Origin of the sequence: Nocardioides sp. JS614 (assembly GCF_000015265.1) — a bacterium.
Taxonomy (GTDB): Bacteria; Actinomycetota; Actinomycetes; order Propionibacteriales; family Nocardioidaceae; genus Nocardioides.
Genome location: NC_008699.1, coordinates 1,325,912 through 1,340,516 on the forward strand (window position 1 = coordinate 1,325,912; position 14,605 = coordinate 1,340,516).

The 14,605-nt window shown below is 73.4% G+C and carries 15 protein-coding genes; 12 read left to right on the forward strand and 3 right to left on the reverse strand.

Features of this window, described 5'->3' with window-relative positions:
* Positions 1-34 precede the first annotated feature (34 nt).
* The gene (locus NOCA_RS07740; RefSeq protein WP_011754713.1) at positions 35-1,528 is read right to left on the reverse strand and encodes a glycoside hydrolase family 6 protein; all 1,494 of its coding nucleotides are present in this window, start codon (positions 1,526-1,528) and stop codon (positions 35-37) included.
* Between the two features lie 283 nt (positions 1,529-1,811).
* Here NOCA_RS07740 and NOCA_RS07745 point away from each other — a divergent pair, with 283 nt between their 5' ends.
* The 7 genes from NOCA_RS07745 to NOCA_RS07775 are packed head-to-tail and all read left to right on the forward strand — an operon-like array spanning position 1,812 to position 6,438.
* Positions 1,812-3,119 (forward strand): CpaF family protein, encoded by a 1,308-nt coding sequence (locus tag NOCA_RS07745; RefSeq protein ID WP_011754714.1) that lies wholly within the window; start codon positions 1,812-1,814, stop codon positions 3,117-3,119.
* On the forward strand, positions 3,119-3,973 hold the full coding sequence (locus NOCA_RS07750) for a type II secretion system F family protein (RefSeq protein WP_011754715.1): 855 nt from the start codon (positions 3,119-3,121) through the stop codon (positions 3,971-3,973). Before NOCA_RS07745 ends, NOCA_RS07750 begins: the two co-directional genes overlap by 1 nt.
* Positions 3,970-4,908 carry a type II secretion system F family protein gene (locus NOCA_RS07755; protein WP_011754716.1) on the forward strand — a complete coding sequence of 313 codons (939 nt, stop codon included), beginning with the start codon at positions 3,970-3,972 and terminating at the stop codon, positions 4,906-4,908. Before NOCA_RS07750 ends, NOCA_RS07755 begins: the two co-directional genes overlap by 4 nt.
* 43 nt (positions 4,909-4,951) lie before the next feature.
* Positions 4,952-5,158 (forward strand): hypothetical protein, encoded by a 207-nt coding sequence (locus NOCA_RS07760; protein ID WP_011754717.1) that lies wholly within the window; start codon positions 4,952-4,954, stop codon positions 5,156-5,158.
* Entirely contained in the window at positions 5,158-5,541 is a 384-nt protein-coding gene (locus tag NOCA_RS07765) for a TadE/TadG family type IV pilus assembly protein (protein WP_011754718.1), read from the forward strand. The genes NOCA_RS07760 and NOCA_RS07765 overlap by 1 nt, the downstream gene beginning before the upstream one ends.
* A complete protein-coding gene (locus NOCA_RS07770) occupies positions 5,538-6,002 on the forward strand; it encodes a hypothetical protein (protein ID WP_011754719.1) in 465 nt (154 codons plus the stop codon). Before NOCA_RS07765 ends, NOCA_RS07770 begins: the two co-directional genes overlap by 4 nt.
* Entirely contained in the window at positions 5,989-6,438 is a 450-nt protein-coding gene (locus NOCA_RS07775) for a pilus assembly protein TadG-related protein (protein WP_011754720.1), read from the forward strand. The genes NOCA_RS07770 and NOCA_RS07775 overlap by 14 nt, the downstream gene beginning before the upstream one ends.
* 10 nt (positions 6,439-6,448) lie before the next feature.
* Here the strand turns inward: NOCA_RS07775 and NOCA_RS07780 are convergent, their stop codons facing one another.
* Positions 6,449-8,653, reverse strand: a complete 2,205-nt coding sequence (locus NOCA_RS07780; RefSeq protein ID WP_011754721.1) for a hypothetical protein — start codon at positions 8,651-8,653, stop codon at positions 6,449-6,451.
* 90 nt (positions 8,654-8,743) lie between these two features.
* On the opposite strand from NOCA_RS07780, the gene NOCA_RS25585 reads away from it, so the two are divergent.
* Positions 8,744-9,238: a CAP domain-containing protein gene (locus NOCA_RS25585; protein ID WP_011754722.1), complete on the forward strand. Its 495-nt coding sequence runs from the start codon at positions 8,744-8,746 to the stop codon at positions 9,236-9,238.
* Between the two features lie 42 nt (positions 9,239-9,280).
* Here the strand turns inward: NOCA_RS25585 and NOCA_RS27470 are convergent, their stop codons facing one another.
* Complete coding sequence (locus NOCA_RS27470) at positions 9,281-9,454, reverse strand: hypothetical protein (protein WP_158305644.1); 174 nt, start codon at positions 9,452-9,454, stop codon at positions 9,281-9,283.
* A 218-nt stretch (positions 9,455-9,672) separates the two neighbouring features.
* On the opposite strand from NOCA_RS27470, the gene NOCA_RS07790 reads away from it, so the two are divergent.
* The 4 genes from NOCA_RS07790 (at position 9,673) to NOCA_RS07805 (ending at position 14,587) form a co-directional block, all read left to right on the forward strand.
* On the forward strand, positions 9,673-11,649 hold the full coding sequence (locus NOCA_RS07790; RefSeq protein WP_197687788.1) for a PAS domain S-box protein: 1,977 nt from the start codon (positions 9,673-9,675) through the stop codon (positions 11,647-11,649).
* Between the two features lie 85 nt (positions 11,650-11,734).
* Positions 11,735-12,484, forward strand: coding sequence for a response regulator (locus tag NOCA_RS25590; protein WP_197687789.1), 750 nt, complete (start codon positions 11,735-11,737; stop codon positions 12,482-12,484).
* Between the two features lie 46 nt (positions 12,485-12,530).
* Positions 12,531-13,649 carry a peptide chain release factor 2 gene (gene prfB, locus NOCA_RS07800; protein ID WP_041546373.1) on the forward strand — a complete coding sequence of 373 codons (1,119 nt, stop codon included), beginning with the start codon at positions 12,531-12,533 and terminating at the stop codon, positions 13,647-13,649.
* A 41-nt stretch (positions 13,650-13,690) separates the two neighbouring features.
* Positions 13,691-14,587: an oxygenase MpaB family protein gene (locus NOCA_RS07805; RefSeq protein ID WP_011754727.1), complete on the forward strand. Its 897-nt coding sequence runs from the start codon at positions 13,691-13,693 to the stop codon at positions 14,585-14,587.
* Positions 14,588-14,605: the final 18 nt, after the last annotated feature.

Consider the following 14,605-nt stretch of genomic DNA (forward strand, 5'->3'; position numbering starts at 1 on the left):
TGCCCCGTGGTGCCGGGGGCCGTGGGCCATCGGCCTACGGCGTCCCGGTGAAGTACGGCGAGAACGTCCAGGTCTTCTTGAGCAGCTCGGCGTACTCCGGGCTGAACTTGGTGCCGCCCTCGCCCTGGTCGGGCAGCCAGGGCCGACTGATCCACAGGTAGGCGTCGACGTACTTCGCGGCGATCCGTCCGACGTCGGCCGGCAGTCCCCAGGCCCGGTTGTCGACGTCGGTGGTGGGCGGGACGCCCAGCGCGGTGCACGGCGTCTTCTGGGTCTTGGTCCGGCACGGCGGGATCTCGCCCGGCTGGGTGTAGTTCGGCGTCTGCCCGCCCTGCGGATTGATCTCGCTGCCGTGGAACGGTTGGCCGTTGTCACTGGTCTCCAGCACGGCGTGCTTGTTCTTCAGGCCCTTGCGGGCCAGCGCCTCGGAGACCTTCTTCGCGAACACGATCTCGCGCTCCAGGTAGTTCTTGTGGGAGACGTTGAGCGAGAACCCGCGCGCGTGCTCGACGCCGCTGAGCGCGAGGTACTTCGCGACCGCCGCGACGTCGCCGCGGGCCCAGTCCTCCGAGCCCATGTCCAGGTAGACGGTGGCGCGCGGCTGGGCCGCGAGGGTCTGCACGGTCCACGCGAGCATCCGGGCCGGCAGCAGCGCCTTCCGGCGGCCGACCTTCCCGACCCACGCCTCGAACGCCTTCTTCACGAAGTAGCCGTCAGGCTGGACGATCACCGCGACCCGGCTGTCGCCGATGCCCTGCGCCAGGTTGGTGACGTAGCGGCGGTACGACGCCTGCTCGGCCTTGGTCGGCAGCCGCTGGTCGATGCGCGCCTCGCCCTCCCAGGGGAACATCCGGAACAGCGTCATCAGCGCGAGCTTCTCCGGGTCGCCGGCCTGGGCGCCGGCGACGTAGGCCCGCACCTTCGTGGTGACCTCGTCGTCGCCGATCCAGCGCCCGAAGTACGTCGCCTTCTCGATCATCGCGAACAACGCCAGCTCGTCCTTCTGCGCCGGACCCAGCTTGTTCCAGCCGATGTAGGCCTGGTCCTGCAGGCCGGTGTAGACCCCCCACTCCCGGCCCGCGAGCGGGTTCGACGGGTTCGCCCGCTGCGCGACCGTCACCGGCGCGATGTAGAGGGTCTGCTCGGCGTACGCCGCCTCGCCGAGCGCCGCCCGCACCGCGATCTCGTAGGTGTGGCCCAGCACCAGGTCGGCGTCGTCGGTCGTGATCGTGTACGACGTGGTCACGGGCAGGACGGTGCCGACGAGCTGGCCGTCGAGCAGGATCTCGTAGTCCAGGACGAGCGGCAGCCCGGCCGGCGCCTCCCACGTGACCGAGATCGCGTTGCGGCCCGGCACGACCGTCGTCTGCAGGTTCTGCGGGGGACCGGCCGCGGGTGGCAGGATCCCGGCCCGGTGACCGGGCTTCCGATCGTTGTCGGCCGACGCGGCCGAGGCCGCGCCGAGCAGGGCGATCGCGAGGCATGCCGCGAGGGTGACCGCGAGTCCCCGCGCAACCCGAGTGTGCATGGCTGCAGCCTAGGAGTCCGGAGCCGCGCTGTGTACTGGTTCGCGGCGCGGCCCAGGACGTGATCCGGATCGGGGTCCAGTGGCCCAGGGGCCCCGATCCGGATGCGTCCGCGATCTCGCACGGCGACCTCAGCCCGCAACCGTCGCCGTCGCCGTCGGCGTGAGATGAGTGCATGGGAACCGGCCCCGGCCCGATCGTTGTCCACAGGCAGCGACGCCGGTGGGTTTGGCGGGGGCCTCGATCAGGAAGACTCACCGCCAAGGAACCATCTCGGGGGACTCGATGTCACTGACCCACCCACCGGCGCACCCGGCGACGCACCCGGCGACGCACCCGGCGGCCCGACGTACGGCGAGCGCGCACGAGGAGCTGGTCGAGCAGCTCGACCTGCACGTCCGGGAGCTGGTGCGGCGCGAGGCCGTGGACCCGCAGCGCGAGGCCGACCTGGTCCGACGGATCGCCGAGTCGGTGGTGCGCGAGCACGACGAGCGCAGCCTCACCGGCGCGGTCGCGCCGGTGTCCGACGTCGACTCGATGGTCGGCGAGCTGGTCGCCCGGGTCTCCGGCTTCGGGCCGCTCCAGCCGCTCCTCGACGACCCCACGGTCGAGGAGGTCTGGATCAACGACCCGAGCCGGGTCTTCGTGGCCCGCAACGGCCGTCACGAGCTGACCACGTTGGTGCTCACCTCCGCGCAGGTGCAGGAGCTCGTGGAGCGAATGCTGAAGACCAGCGGCCGACGCATCGACATCAGCCAGCCGTTCGTGGACGCGATGCTGCCGGAGGGGCACCGCCTGCACGTGGTGCTGGAGGGGATCAGCCGAGGCTTCTCCGCCGTCAACATCCGCAAGTTCGTGCTGCGCGCCGCCCGGTTGCGCGACCTGGTCGAGCTCGGCAGCCTGACGCCCGCCGGCGCCGGCTTCCTCGAGTCCTCGGTCCGCGCCGGGCTGAACGTGCTGGTCGCCGGCGGCACCCAGGCCGGCAAGACCACGATGCTCAACTGCCTGGCGGCCGCGATCCCCGGCGGCGACCGGGTGGTCTCGGCGGAGGAGGTCTTCGAGCTGCGCTTCCCGCACCCCGACTGGGTGCCGCTGCAGACTCGGCAGTCCGGGCTCGAGGGCACCGGCGAGATCCGGCTGCGCGACCTGGTCAAGGAGAGCCTGCGGATGCGGCCGAGCCGGATCATCGTCGGCGAGGTCCGGGCCGAGGAGTGCCTGGACCTGCTGCTCGCCCTCAACGCCGGCCTCCCGGGGATGTGCACGATCCATGCCAACAGCGCCCGGGAGGCGCTGGTGAAGATGTGCACCCTGCCGCTGCTCGCCGGCGAGAACATCTCGGCGCGGTTCGTGGTCCCGACGGTGGCGGCGAGCGTCGACCTGGTCGTGCACCTCGGCGTCGACGAGCACGGCGTCCGCCGGGTCAACGAGATCGTCGGCGTGCCGGGCCGGGTCGAGAACGACGTGATCGAGGTCGAGCCGCTCTTCGAACGCCACGGCGGCGACCTGCGCCGCACCGGCGGGATGCCACCACACCCCGAGCGCTACGAGCGGTTGGGCATCGACGTCCGCCGGGTGCTGGCCGAGGGGGCGTGATGGGCGCGCTCGTCGGACTGGGGGTGGGCGTCGGGCTGATGCTGGTCTGGAGCGCGTTCGCCCTGCCCCGCGGGACCCGCGCGACGTCCTCGCGCCGCGGTCGGGCCGCCGGGCTGTTGGCGCGGGCGGGCCTCGGGCAGGTCTCGGTCACCGGTTTCGTCGTGCTCTGCGTCGGGTGCGGTGTCGTCACGACAGTCGTGCTCCAAGCGGTCTCCGGCACCCCGCCGGTCGCGCTCGCGTTCGGACTGATGGGTGCCTGGGCGCCGGTCGGGATCGTCTCCGGCCGGGCCCGGCGACGTCAGCGTGAGCTCGCCGAGGTGTGGCCCGAAGCCGTGGACAACCTGACCTCAGCGGTGCGCGCAGGCATGTCACTGCCCGACGCCCTGGCCGGGCTCGGCTCCCGCGGCCCGGAGCCGTTGCGCGACGCGTTCGACCAGTTCGCGCTCGACTACCAGGTCACCGGGCGGTTCGGCGAGTGCCTGGACCGGCTCAAGGAGCGGCTGGCCGACCCGGTCGGTGACCGGGTGGTGGAGGGTCTGCGGATCGCTCGTGAGGTCGGTGGCGGCGAGCTCGGCCGGCTGCTGCGCAACCTCTCGTCGTACCTGCGCGACGACGCCCGCACCCGCTCGGAGCTCGAGGCACGGCAGGCCTGGACCGTGAACGGCGCCCGCCTGGCCGTGGCGTCCCCGTGGCTGGTGCTGCTCTTCATGTCCTTCCAGTCCGAGGTGATCCACCGGTACGCCTCGCCGGGAGGCGTCCTGGTGCTCGCCGTCGGTGCGGGCGCCTGTGTGGTCGCGTACCGCCTGATGATGCGCATCGGGCGGCTCCCCACCGAGCGGCGGATCCTGTCATGACACCCGCGGTGTGGGGTGCGCTGCTGGGCGCCGTGGCGGGCTCGGGGCTGCTGCTCGTGGCGGCACGGGTGCGGGTGATCCGCCGGCCCCAGCTCGCCGTGCGGGTGCTGCCCTACGTCCGCGACCTCCCCCTGGTCGGCCGGGCGCCGCAGCTGAGGGTCGCGTCCTCGTCCACCTCCGCGGCTGCCGGCGTGTTCGGGCCGGTGCTGCGCTCGGCCGCCGACGCCGTCGAGCGGATCCTCGGCGGCGCGACGTCCGTACGTCGTCGCCTCCAGCGCGCCGGCCTCGACAAGACCGTGCACGAGTTCCGCATCGAGCAGGTGCTCTGGGGGGTGGTGGGCTTCGCCGTCGCCGCTGCCTGGGGTGTGCTGCGGATGCTCACCCAGCCCGGCGCCGCGGTGTCCTCCCTGCTGGCCTGCGCGGTGGCGTTCATCGTCGGCGTCCTGGCCCGCGACACCTACCTGACCAGCCAGGTGCGCGCCCGCGAGCGCCGGATCCTGGCGGAGTTCCCGACCGTGGCCGAGCTGCTCGCGCTCGCGGTCGCCGCCGGCGAGGGGCCGGTCGCCGCGCTGGACCGCGTCGTACGCCGCAGCGGTGGCGAGCTGTCCGCCGACCTGGCCCGGGTGTTGGCCGAGATCCGCACCGGCGAGCCCGTGGCTACGGCCTTCGACGCGATGGCGTCGGCAAGCGGGCTGCCGCTGGTCGCCCGCTTCGCCCAGGGCATCGCGGTCGCGGTGGAGCGCGGCACGCCCCTCGCCGACGTGTTGCACGCCCAGGCCGCCGACGTCCGCGAGGCGGGCCGGCGCGAGCTGATCGAGGCCGCCGCCCGCAAGGAGGTCTTCATGATGGTGCCGGTCGTGTTCCTGGTCCTGCCCATCACCGTGCTCTTCGCATTCTGGCCCGGCGTCGTCGGGCTGCACCTGACCACTCCCTGACCAGCCTGCCCTCGACGAGGACCCTTCGGAGAACGGAAGAACCATGGAACACATCTCGCTCGCGATCACCCGGCTCCACCTGGCGCTCGCCCTGGTGCTCGGGCGGCCGCGGGACCGCGACGAGCGCGGCGACGTGCCGGGCTGGGTGATGATCACGGTGATGACGGCCGGCCTCGTCGTCGCGATCACCGCCGTCGCCCAGCCGCAGCTGAAGTCGATGCTCGACTCGGCGCTCAACCAGGTGAAGTAATGCCCCGCCGCGGCCAGCGCGGGTCCGCGGTCGTGGACTTCGTGCTGGTGCTCGTGGTGCTGGTGCCGATCGTCCTCGGCATCCTCCAGGTGGCACTGGTGCTGCTGGTGCGCAACACCCTCGCCTCGGCGGCGTCCGAGGGCGCGCGGTACGCCGCCACGTTGGGCCGCGGGCCGGCCGACGGCGTGGCTCGCACCCGCCGCCAGATCGACGGGGCGATCTCGGGGCGCTTCGCGCGCGACGTCTCGGCGCGCCCAGCCACGGTTGACGGCGCACCGGGCGTGGAGGTGGTCGTCCACGCGACCGTGCCGGCGCTCGGCCTCGGCGGGCCCGGCATCTCCCTGACCGTGACCGGGCACGCGGTCGAGGAGCAACGACCGTGAGCCGCTCGCTCGCCCGGCGCCGGGGGGAGGACGGCAGCGCGCTGGTCGAGCTGACCTGGCTCGGCATCCTGCTGCTGGTGCCCCTGCTGTGGATCGTGATCTCGGTGTTCGAGGTACAACGCGGCGCGTTCGCGGTCAGTGGCGCCGCCCGCGCCGCGGGCCGCGCCTACGCGCTCGCGCCCACCGACGCGGAAGGCTCCGCGCGGGCCCGGGCGGCGGCCCGGCAGGCGCTCGACGACCAGGGCGTGCACGGCGTGCCGCTCGACGTGCGGGTCACCTGTACGCCGTACCCGCACGACTGCCACACCGGCACCTCGGTCATCACCGTGGTGGTCGCCTCGCGGGTGGACCTGCCGCTGCTGCCGGCCTTCCTCGGGGGCGGAGCGCCGAGCTTCGCGCTGGATGCCACGCACGCGGTGCCGATCGGGCAGTTCCAGGAGATCGACCGTGCCACGCCGTGACCGCACGGAGGCCGGCCAGGCCACGCTGCTGATCGTGGGCTTCGCGTTCGTGCTGGCGATGGGGGTCGCGCTGGTCGTCGACGCGTCCGCGGCCTACCTGCAGCGCCAGGGCCTGGACACCGTGGCCGACGGGGCGGCGCTGCGGGGCGCCGATCTGGGCGCCACCGGCCGCGAGGTCTACACGGGAGGAGTGCCGGAGGCTCGGCTCGAGCTGACGGCCGCGGCCGCCCGGGCCTCGGTCCACGACTACCTGGTCTCCTCCGGCGCGTACGCGTCGTACCCGGGCCTGAGCTTCACCGTCGACGTCGACCCGGACGCCGCCAGCGTCACCGTGCACGTGCGTGCCCCGCTGGACCTGCCGCTCACGGTCCCCGGCTCGCCAGAGGTCGCCGTCATCGGCGCCTCCGGGTCGGCGGTCGTGGTGCCCGAGCGGTGAGCCGCTCGGGTCAGCCGACCGGGGCCACGAAACCCAGCCGGTACGGGTCGCGACCGCCGAGGTTCGGCTCGATCCACGACGTGAATGCGAGCGCGCCGTCGGTGCCGGTGATCGACTGGACCCGGTCGGCCCAGCCATCCGTGGGATCGGGTGCGACCGTGCCGGTGGCCGCGTCGAGGAAGGGGGTCGAGCCTCCGTCGACCCAGAGCAGCCGGCCGAGCGGACTGACCCGGAGCAGCACCCGGTCGCCGGCGAAGGGTCCCGGGGCGAAGGAAGGGTCGCGGCGCGACCGGGCGTCCAGTCGGGTCAGACCGGGGCTGGCGAGATCCGGTCCCTGCAGCACCCGGGTGAACAGCCCCGCTGCGAACAGCGACCGGCCGGCGGAGGCGACGTCGTACACCGGACCCTCGATCCGGGGGTCGAACGCCGGCCGTCGCTCGCCGGTGCGCCGGTCCAGCCGCAGGATCGCCGTGTTCCGCGGGCCGCCCGCACGGGTGCGACGCTTGAAGCTGCCCGCGGCGACCAGGTCGCCGTCGATGCTGTCGAGCTCGGTGACGTAGCCGCGCAGCGGCAGCGGGTAGATCGCCACCCGCTTGCCGGACGCGCCGTAGACCTCGATCTGGTTGCGCGGGAACCGGACGTCGTCCTGCATCCGACGGGCCACGTAGAGCCGGTTGCCGATCGTCGTGACGCCGGTCAGGTCGCTGACCTGCAGGGACCGGCCCGGCAGCTCTGCGCCGGTGTCGCGGTCGAAGGCGCGGATCCACCAGTCCCACTGCGAGTAGAACTGGTGGCTCTGGGCGGCCGCGGGCGACGGGTCGTAGCCGAGGAAGTGCGTCGGTGCCACGAACAGCGCGGTCCGGCCGACCAGCAGGTCGCCGTAGGCGCGGTCCGGCACCGCGAAGCCGGGCATCGGCTCGAGCGTGTCGGCGTCCAGCGCGGCGATGCCCTCGGTCCGCACGAAGTCGCTCAGGTAGAAGTGCCCCCCGACGTAGGCGTGGCCGCCGGAGAGCTCGACCGTGTTCGCCTGCAGGTCGTACGACGGCACCGCGGGGCCGGTCGGCGCGCCGGTCGTGGCGTCCAGCACGGCGAGGCCGCCGGCCGGCTGCCCGGCCACGGTGGTGAAGCTGCCCGCGGCCCAGAGCCGGTCGCCCTCGAGCGCGAGGTCGTAGACCCCCGCGGGCACGCCGACCGCGTTGCGCTCGGCCGGGATCGCGGGCGCGAACGCGGGGTCGACCGCCCCGCTGGCGGGATCCAGCGCGACCAGGCGGCCGGCCGCCAGGTCACCGCCGACGTAGAGCCGGCCCCCGGTGTAGAGGAGCGCGTGCACCCGGCGGTCGAAGGGCGGGCCGGCCGGGCCGCCGAGGTCGGGCGCGAAGCCCGGGTCGACCGCGCCGGTGGAGGCGTCGAGGGCGGCCAGCCCCGCGCCGCCGACGTAGAGGCGGTCGGCGCCCAGGGTCATCGCGCGCACCGGCTCGTCGACGGCGGCGGCGAAGCCCGCGACCGGGTCGCCGGAGGCGGGGTCCACCGCGGAGACATTCTCCGCGGCCACGAACAGCCGCGCCGAGCGGTCTCCGGCCGCCGGGGCGAGCACGAGCTCGGTGACCCGCTTCGCCTGGGGCGCGTCGAAGTCGGACACCGCGCCGTCGTCGGTGGCGAGGGCCGCCAGGTGGTGGCGGGACACCCCGTCGATCGACTCGAAGATCCCGCCGGCGTAGAGCGTGTCGCCGTCCAGCGCCAGCGCGCTGACCAGGCCGTCGGCGACCGGGAGGAAGCCGCTGTCGAGACTGCCGTCCGCGCGCACGTGCGCCAGCCCGCCGGCGGCCCGGCCGCCGATCCGGGTGAAGTCACCGCCGAGGTACCAGCCGCCCGACCCGTCGGCGAGCGCGACCGAGACCTGGCCGTCGGCGATCCGCGGACTCGCGGCGTCGGCTCCGGTCGCGGTGTCGAGCGCGGTGCCGGGTCCGGCGTACCGACCGACGGTGGAGAACCAGCCGTGGGCGTAGATCCGGTCACCGGAGCGCACCAGCTGCTCGATCCGCTCGTCGGCCACGACCGATCCCGCCGGCAGGTCGTCGCTCGTCACGGCCGCCGGCGCGCCGACCCGCCCCGCCGGACCCGAACCGGGGTCGGCGGCGGGGCCGAGCGTCACCGCACCCAGGCCCAGCGCGATCACGACGGGCAGGGCGAGCGCGGGGTAGCGGCGTGGGGGCATGGCCCGGAACGTAATTCGACAGCACCCCGGGGGTGAGGCTTACCGTGGGGATTGGCCCAGACGGTCTAGCCCATGATCCGGGAGGGACGCATGACCGACCGACGCCGACCGGTCCGCACCGCGCTGGTGGCCTGCGCCGCGAGCGTGGCGATGGCCGCCGGCACCGTCGTCGCGACGGTGACCGTCGCGCCGCCCGCGCAGGCGCGGGTGGCCGCGGTGGAGTACCAGGCCGAGGCGTTCACGGTGACCAACGTCCAGCGGTTGGCGCACGCGCGGGTGCCGCTACGGCACCAGGCCTGCGTGCAGAAGTGGGCGGTGCGCCAGGCGCGCAAGATGGCCCGCCAGGAGCGGATGTTCCACCAGGACCTCGCGCGGGTGGCCAACGACTGCGGGCTCTCGCTCGCCGGGGAGAACGTCGCGTACGGCTACCCCTCCGGGCGGTCGGTGGTCGTCGACGGCTGGATGAAGTCCAAGGGCCATCGCGCGAACATCTTGAAGCGGGACTATCGGCTGATGGGCATCGGCGCGCGCCGCGCCGGTGGCACCTGGTACGTCGCGCAGGTGTTCGGCCGCAAGGCCCGCTGACCCACCGGCCGCACCCTCGGCGCTGCCGCCCCAGCGTTTGGCTCAGCGTGGGGCCGGGTCGCTCACCGTGACGTTGCCGGGAGGCAGGTCGGTCGTGCTCGCCAGCTCCGCGACCGAGACGAGCGTGACCGCCAGCAGCCCGACGCCCGCGACCACGCCCACGATGCGTGCGCGGTGGCGCCGCAGGGTGGGGGTCGGACGGACCTCGATGATCATTGCGGGCTCCCCGAAGAGCTGGTCGGCGGGACTTGTAGAGACTGGTGGCGCCGCCCGAGCAGCGCCTGCGCACCACGGTTCCACCCCCGCAGGCCGCGCGGGCCGGAACGGTGCCTCATCTCCGTGCGCTGCACAAACCTGCACAACTCCCGCAGAAGTTCCCAGAAGTCGATCGCTGGGCCGCGACATCGGTGCCCCCGCTGGGTTAGGTTCCCCTGGTGTCCGGGGTGGGCGAGGAACTGGGGTCGGATCCGGGTGGATCGGGCCGGCGTCCGACGATCGTGATCGTCGACGACGCCGCCGACGTCCGCACGCTGGTCCGCAGCCGGTTGCGCCTCTCCGGCCGGCTCGAGGTGGTCGGCGAGGGGTCGACCGGCGTCGAGGCGGTCGACGCGGCCCGGCGGCACCGGCCGGACCTACTGCTCCTCGACGTCTCGATGCCGGAGATGGACGGCCTGGTCGCCCTGCCCCTGATCCTCGACGTCTCGCCCGGGACCCGGGTGGCGATGTACAGCGGCTTCTCCGAGGACGGCCTGGCGCACCGGGCGGTCGCGCTGGGGGCCGCCGCCTTCCTGGAGAAGTCCACGCCGCTGGAGAGGCTGGTCGACCAGCTGGTGGCGCTGCTCGACGCCGGGCCCGTCGCCCCGGTCGAGCGCAGCGGCCCCGAGGTCGACGAGCGGGACCGCACGGTCCTGCACGAGCACCAGGAGCGGTTCCGCGAGGTCTTCGACGACGCGGCCATCGGCATGGCCACGGTCACCCTGGCCGGACAGGTGGTCCGCGCCAACGCCGCGCTGGCCGCGCTCCTCGGCCGCCGCGTCGAGAGCCTGGTCGGGCTTCCGTACGCCGACCTCACCGGCGGCCGCGCCGACCTCGTCGCCGACGCCCTGGCCCAGATCCTCGACGGCCGCAGCCGGGTCGTGCAGCTCGAGCACGACGTCACGGGCGCGACCCCGCCGCGCCGGGTGATGGCGACGGTCGCCCCGGTCCTGGACAGCAACGGCCGGCCGCTCTACCTGTTCTGGCAGGTCCAGGACGTCACGGCCCAGCGTGCGGCCGAGGAGGAGCTGCGCCGCAGCGAGGCACGGTTCCGGCTGCTGGTGGAGAACGTCGAGGACTACGCGATCTTCATGCTCTCCCCGGAAGGGCTCGTGGAGAGCTGGAACGCCGGGGCCCAGCGGATCAAGGGCTACACCGCGAGCGAGATCGTCGGCCGGCACTTCCGCACCTTCTACCCGCCCGAGGTGCAGGAGGCCCGGCACCCCGAGCACGAGCTCGAGCTCGCGCTGCGCGACGGCCACTACGAGGAGGAGGGCTGGCGGGTCCGCAAGGACGGCGGCCGGTTCTGGGCCAACGTGCTGATCACCGCCGTCCACGACCAGACGGGCCGGCACATCGGCTTCGCGAAGATCACCCGGGACAACACCGAGCGACGCGAGATGCTCGAGGGCCGCGAGGCCGCCGCCGGCGCGCTCGCCGAGGCCAACGCCCAGCTCCAGCAGGCGGCCGAGGACCAGGCCCACTTCCTCGCCGTGACTGCGCACGAGCTGCGCACTCCCGTCGGCGTCCTCGCCGGCACGGCGGAGATGCTGGCCGCGCACGCCGACGAGCTCGACGCCGAGGAGCGGCACGAGCTGCTCGAGGGCATGGGCTCCAGCGCCGCCCGGCTCCGCCGCCTGCTCGCCGACCTGCTGACCGCCTCCCGCCTCCAGGCCAGCGCCCTCGAGCTCGACGTCGAGACCGTCGACGTCGGTGCCCTTCTCGACACCGCGGCCGCGGCCGCCCGTCGCGCCCACCCGGGCGCGGAGATCGAGGCCACCGCCGAGCCCGGGCTCCTGGTCGAGGGCGACCGCGACCGGCTCGGGCAGGCCGTGGACAACTTGGTCGCCAACGCCCTGCGCCACGGGAGCCCGCCGGTGCTGGTGTGGGCCCGGGCGGCGGGCACCGACCCGGACACGGTCGAGATCGAGGTCCGCGACGCCGGGCCGGGGGTCAGCGAGGAGATGCGCGAGCGGCTCTTCGACCGGTTCGCGACCGGTCGCAGCGGCGGTGGGACCGGTCTCGGGCTCTACATCGTGCGCCAGCTGGCCCGCTCCCACGACGGGGAGGCGACGTACCGTCCCGGTGGCGCCGACGGCACCGGCGGCTCGTTCGTGCTCACCCTGCCGCGCTCGGGTGCCGATGCGCTCGGCTGACCGGGGGGCGAGGCGCCGGCCGACGCGCGGACGCGGACGGCCCCGGGTGCGTGCCACGGAGGAGTTGAGCGCCTACGCTTCCATCGTGCCCATCCGCGTCCTCCTGGTGGACGACGTCGTTGAGGTACGCCGGCTGGTCCGCACCTCGCTTCGCTTCCGGGGTGGTTTCGAGGTCGTGGGCGAGGCGGCGGACGGTGTCGGGGCCGTCCGGCTCGCCGCACAGTTGCGTCCCGACGTCGTCGTACTCGACCTCGGCCTGCCCGACATCGCGGGCCGCGAGGTCCTCACCCGGGTGCGCGAGGTCTCGCCCGTGACCAAGGTCGTCGTCTTCTCCGGGCTGGAGACCGCCGACCGCAGCTGGATCAACGACCACGCCGAGGGGTACGTCGTCAAGGACGCCGACCTCGGCTACCTCGTCGACCTGCTCGAGTCGGTGGGCAACAGCGCCGACACCCGGGCCACGATCGACCTCCCCGACGACCTGCGCAGCGTCAGCACCGCGCGCCGCTTCGTGCGCGAGAAGCTGGCCGAGTGGGGAGTCGACGGGCCCGTCGATGACGCGCTGCTGGTGACCAGCGAGCTGGCCGCCAACGCCCTCACCCACGCCGGCTCCTCATACCGGCTCCGGCTCTCGGTCAGCGAGCGAGCGCTGCGGATCGAGGTCGCCGACGGCGGGCCCGGCACCCCGGAGCCACAGCCGCTCACCGAGACCGAGGAGCACGGCCGTGGCCTGCACCTGGTCGGGGCGCTCGCAGCGTCGTGGGGGATGGAGTCGGCCGGCAGCGGGAAGCGGGTCTGGGCCGAGCTTCCGCTGTCGATCGCGGTCGCCGAGTAGGCGGCCGAGTAGGCCGGGGCCGCGGCGCACCGTAACCTTGGTCCTTGTGGCAGGACCGGACTACGACACCGAGATCAAGCAGCTCCAGGCGACGATGCACACCATCGAGCAGGTGCTCGACCTGGAGACCATGCGCGCCGAGATCGCCGACCTCGGCGAGCAGGTCGCCGCGCCCGACCTCTGGGACGACCAGGACAACGCCACCCGGGTGACCGGGCGCCTCTCCGCCCTCCAAGGTGAGCTGGACCGCTTCACCGCGCTCCAGGGCAGCGTCGACGACCTGGCGATCATGGTGGAGATGGCCCAGGAGGAGGGCGACGCCGACGCACTCGCCGAGGCCGAGGCCGAGCTCGGCCGCCTGAAGCGGTCGGTGGAGGCCCTCGAGGTCCGCACCCTGCTCTCCGGCGAGTACGACGCCCGCGAGGCGATCGTCACGATCCGCTCCGGCGCCGGCGGCGTCGACGCGGCCGACTTCGCCGAGATGCTGATGCGGATGTACACGCGCTGGGCCGAGCAGCACAAGTACCCCGTCGAGGTCTTCGACGTCTCCTACGCCGAGGAGGCTGGCATCAAGTCGGCGGAGTTCGCGATCCACGCGCCGTATGCCTACGGCACCCTCTCGGTCGAGGCCGGCACGCACCGGCTGGTCCGGATCAGCCCGTTCGACAACCAGGGCCGTCGCCAGACCTCGTTCGCGGCGGTCGAGGTGGTGCCGGTCCTGGAGCAGACCGACGAGATCGAGATCGACGAGAACGACATCCGCACCGACGTGTTCCGCTCCGGCGGCCCGGGCGGCCAGTCGGTCAACACCACCGACTCCGCCGTCCGCCTGACCCACATCCCGACCGGCATCGTCGTCAGCTGCCAGAACGAGAAGTCGCAGCTTCAGAACAAGGCCTCCGCGATGGTGGTCCTCAAGGCCAAGCTGCTGGCGAAGAAGAAGGCCGAGGAGGCCGCGCTCAAGAAGGACCTGAAGGGTGATGTCGCGGCCGCGTGGGGCGACCAGATGCGCAACTACGTGCTGAACCCCTACCAGATGGTCAAGGACCTGCGCACCGGCTACGAGGTCGGCAACCCGCAGTCGGTCTTCGACGGCGACGTCGACGACTTCATCGAGGCCGGCATCCGCTGGCGCCGCGGCGCGGAGAAGGCCGCCGCCAACTGACGACTCGGCCAACTGGCCAGAACGTGTTCTAAGGTCGGTCCATGCGGCGGGACCACTGGAAGAGGCGCAACGACTCGCTCGACCCGGAGACCGACTTCGTCGAGATCTACCGCAACGTCGTGATGTACGAGTTCCCGTGGGACATGAACCAGGCGCTCAGCTTCGCGCTGTTCCGCACCTACGCCGTGCCCGGCATCGGCCGGCTGCTCGACGACACCGGGGCGTTCACCGAGCAGGTGCAGAAGAGGTACGACGACACCGCGCTGCTGCTCGAGCCGCCGACCCGGCTCGGCTTCGACCACCCGGAGTCGCGGGCCGCGATCCGCCGGATCAACACCATGCACCGCGCCTACGACATCCCGGACCACGAGTTCCGCTACGTGCTCTCGACGTTCGTGGTCGTCCCGAAGCGCTGGCTCGACGACTACGGCAAGCGGTCGCTGACGCCGACCGAGCTCGAGGCGTCGGTGCGCTACTACCGCACGCTCGGGCGGCACATGAACATCCGCGACGTGCCGGAGACCTACGCCGGGTTCGAGGAGCTGATGGACTCCTACGAGGCCGAGCACTTCGGGTACGACGAGGGCGCCCGCCGGGTCGCCGACGCCACGCTGGCGCTGATGCAGACGTTCTACGCCCCGCCGGTGCGCCGGCCGGCCGGGCTGTTCGCCAAGGCGCTGATGGACCAGCCGCTGCGCGAGGCGTTCCGGTACGACGCGCCCGCGGCGGCCGTCCAGCGGGCCAGCCGGGCCGCGCTGCGGGCCCGTGGCCTGGCCCTGCGGGCCTTCCCGGCCCGCCGCTCGCCGAAGCGGATCGAGGACATCTCCTGGATCCGCAGCTACCCCGACGGCTACCGGATCGAGGAGCTCGGCACCTTCCCGGTGCCCGGCGTCGCCGGCTGCCCGGTCCGCCACGATCGGGAGGCGTCTACCGGCTGAGCCCGCGCGGCCGCGACG

Bases quoted from the DNA above. Each gene is read 5' to 3' on its own strand.
- NOCA_RS07755 (WP_011754716.1), top strand. From the start codon at position 3,970: ATGACACCCGCGGTGTGGGGTGCGCTGCTGGGCGCCGTGGCGGGCTCG.
- NOCA_RS07745 (WP_011754714.1), top strand. From the start codon at position 1,812: ATGTCACTGACCCACCCACCGGCGCACCCGGCGACGCACCCGGCGACG.
- NOCA_RS07780 (WP_011754721.1), bottom strand. From the start codon at position 8,653: ATGCCCCCACGCCGCTACCCCGCGCTCGCCCTGCCCGTCGTGATCGCG.
- NOCA_RS07760 (WP_011754717.1), top strand. From the start codon at position 4,952: ATGGAACACATCTCGCTCGCGATCACCCGGCTCCACCTGGCGCTCGCC.
- NOCA_RS07740 (WP_011754713.1), bottom strand. From the start codon at position 1,528: ATGCACACTCGGGTTGCGCGGGGACTCGCGGTCACCCTCGCGGCATGC.
- NOCA_RS27470 (WP_158305644.1), bottom strand. From the start codon at position 9,454: ATGATCATCGAGGTCCGTCCGACCCCCACCCTGCGGCGCCACCGCGCA.
- NOCA_RS07765 (WP_011754718.1), top strand. From the start codon at position 5,158: ATGCCCCGCCGCGGCCAGCGCGGGTCCGCGGTCGTGGACTTCGTGCTG.
- NOCA_RS07750 (WP_011754715.1), top strand. From the start codon at position 3,119: ATGGGCGCGCTCGTCGGACTGGGGGTGGGCGTCGGGCTGATGCTGGTC.
- NOCA_RS07805 (WP_011754727.1), top strand. From the start codon at position 13,691: ATGCGGCGGGACCACTGGAAGAGGCGCAACGACTCGCTCGACCCGGAG.
- NOCA_RS25585 (WP_011754722.1), top strand. From the start codon at position 8,744: ATGACCGACCGACGCCGACCGGTCCGCACCGCGCTGGTGGCCTGCGCC.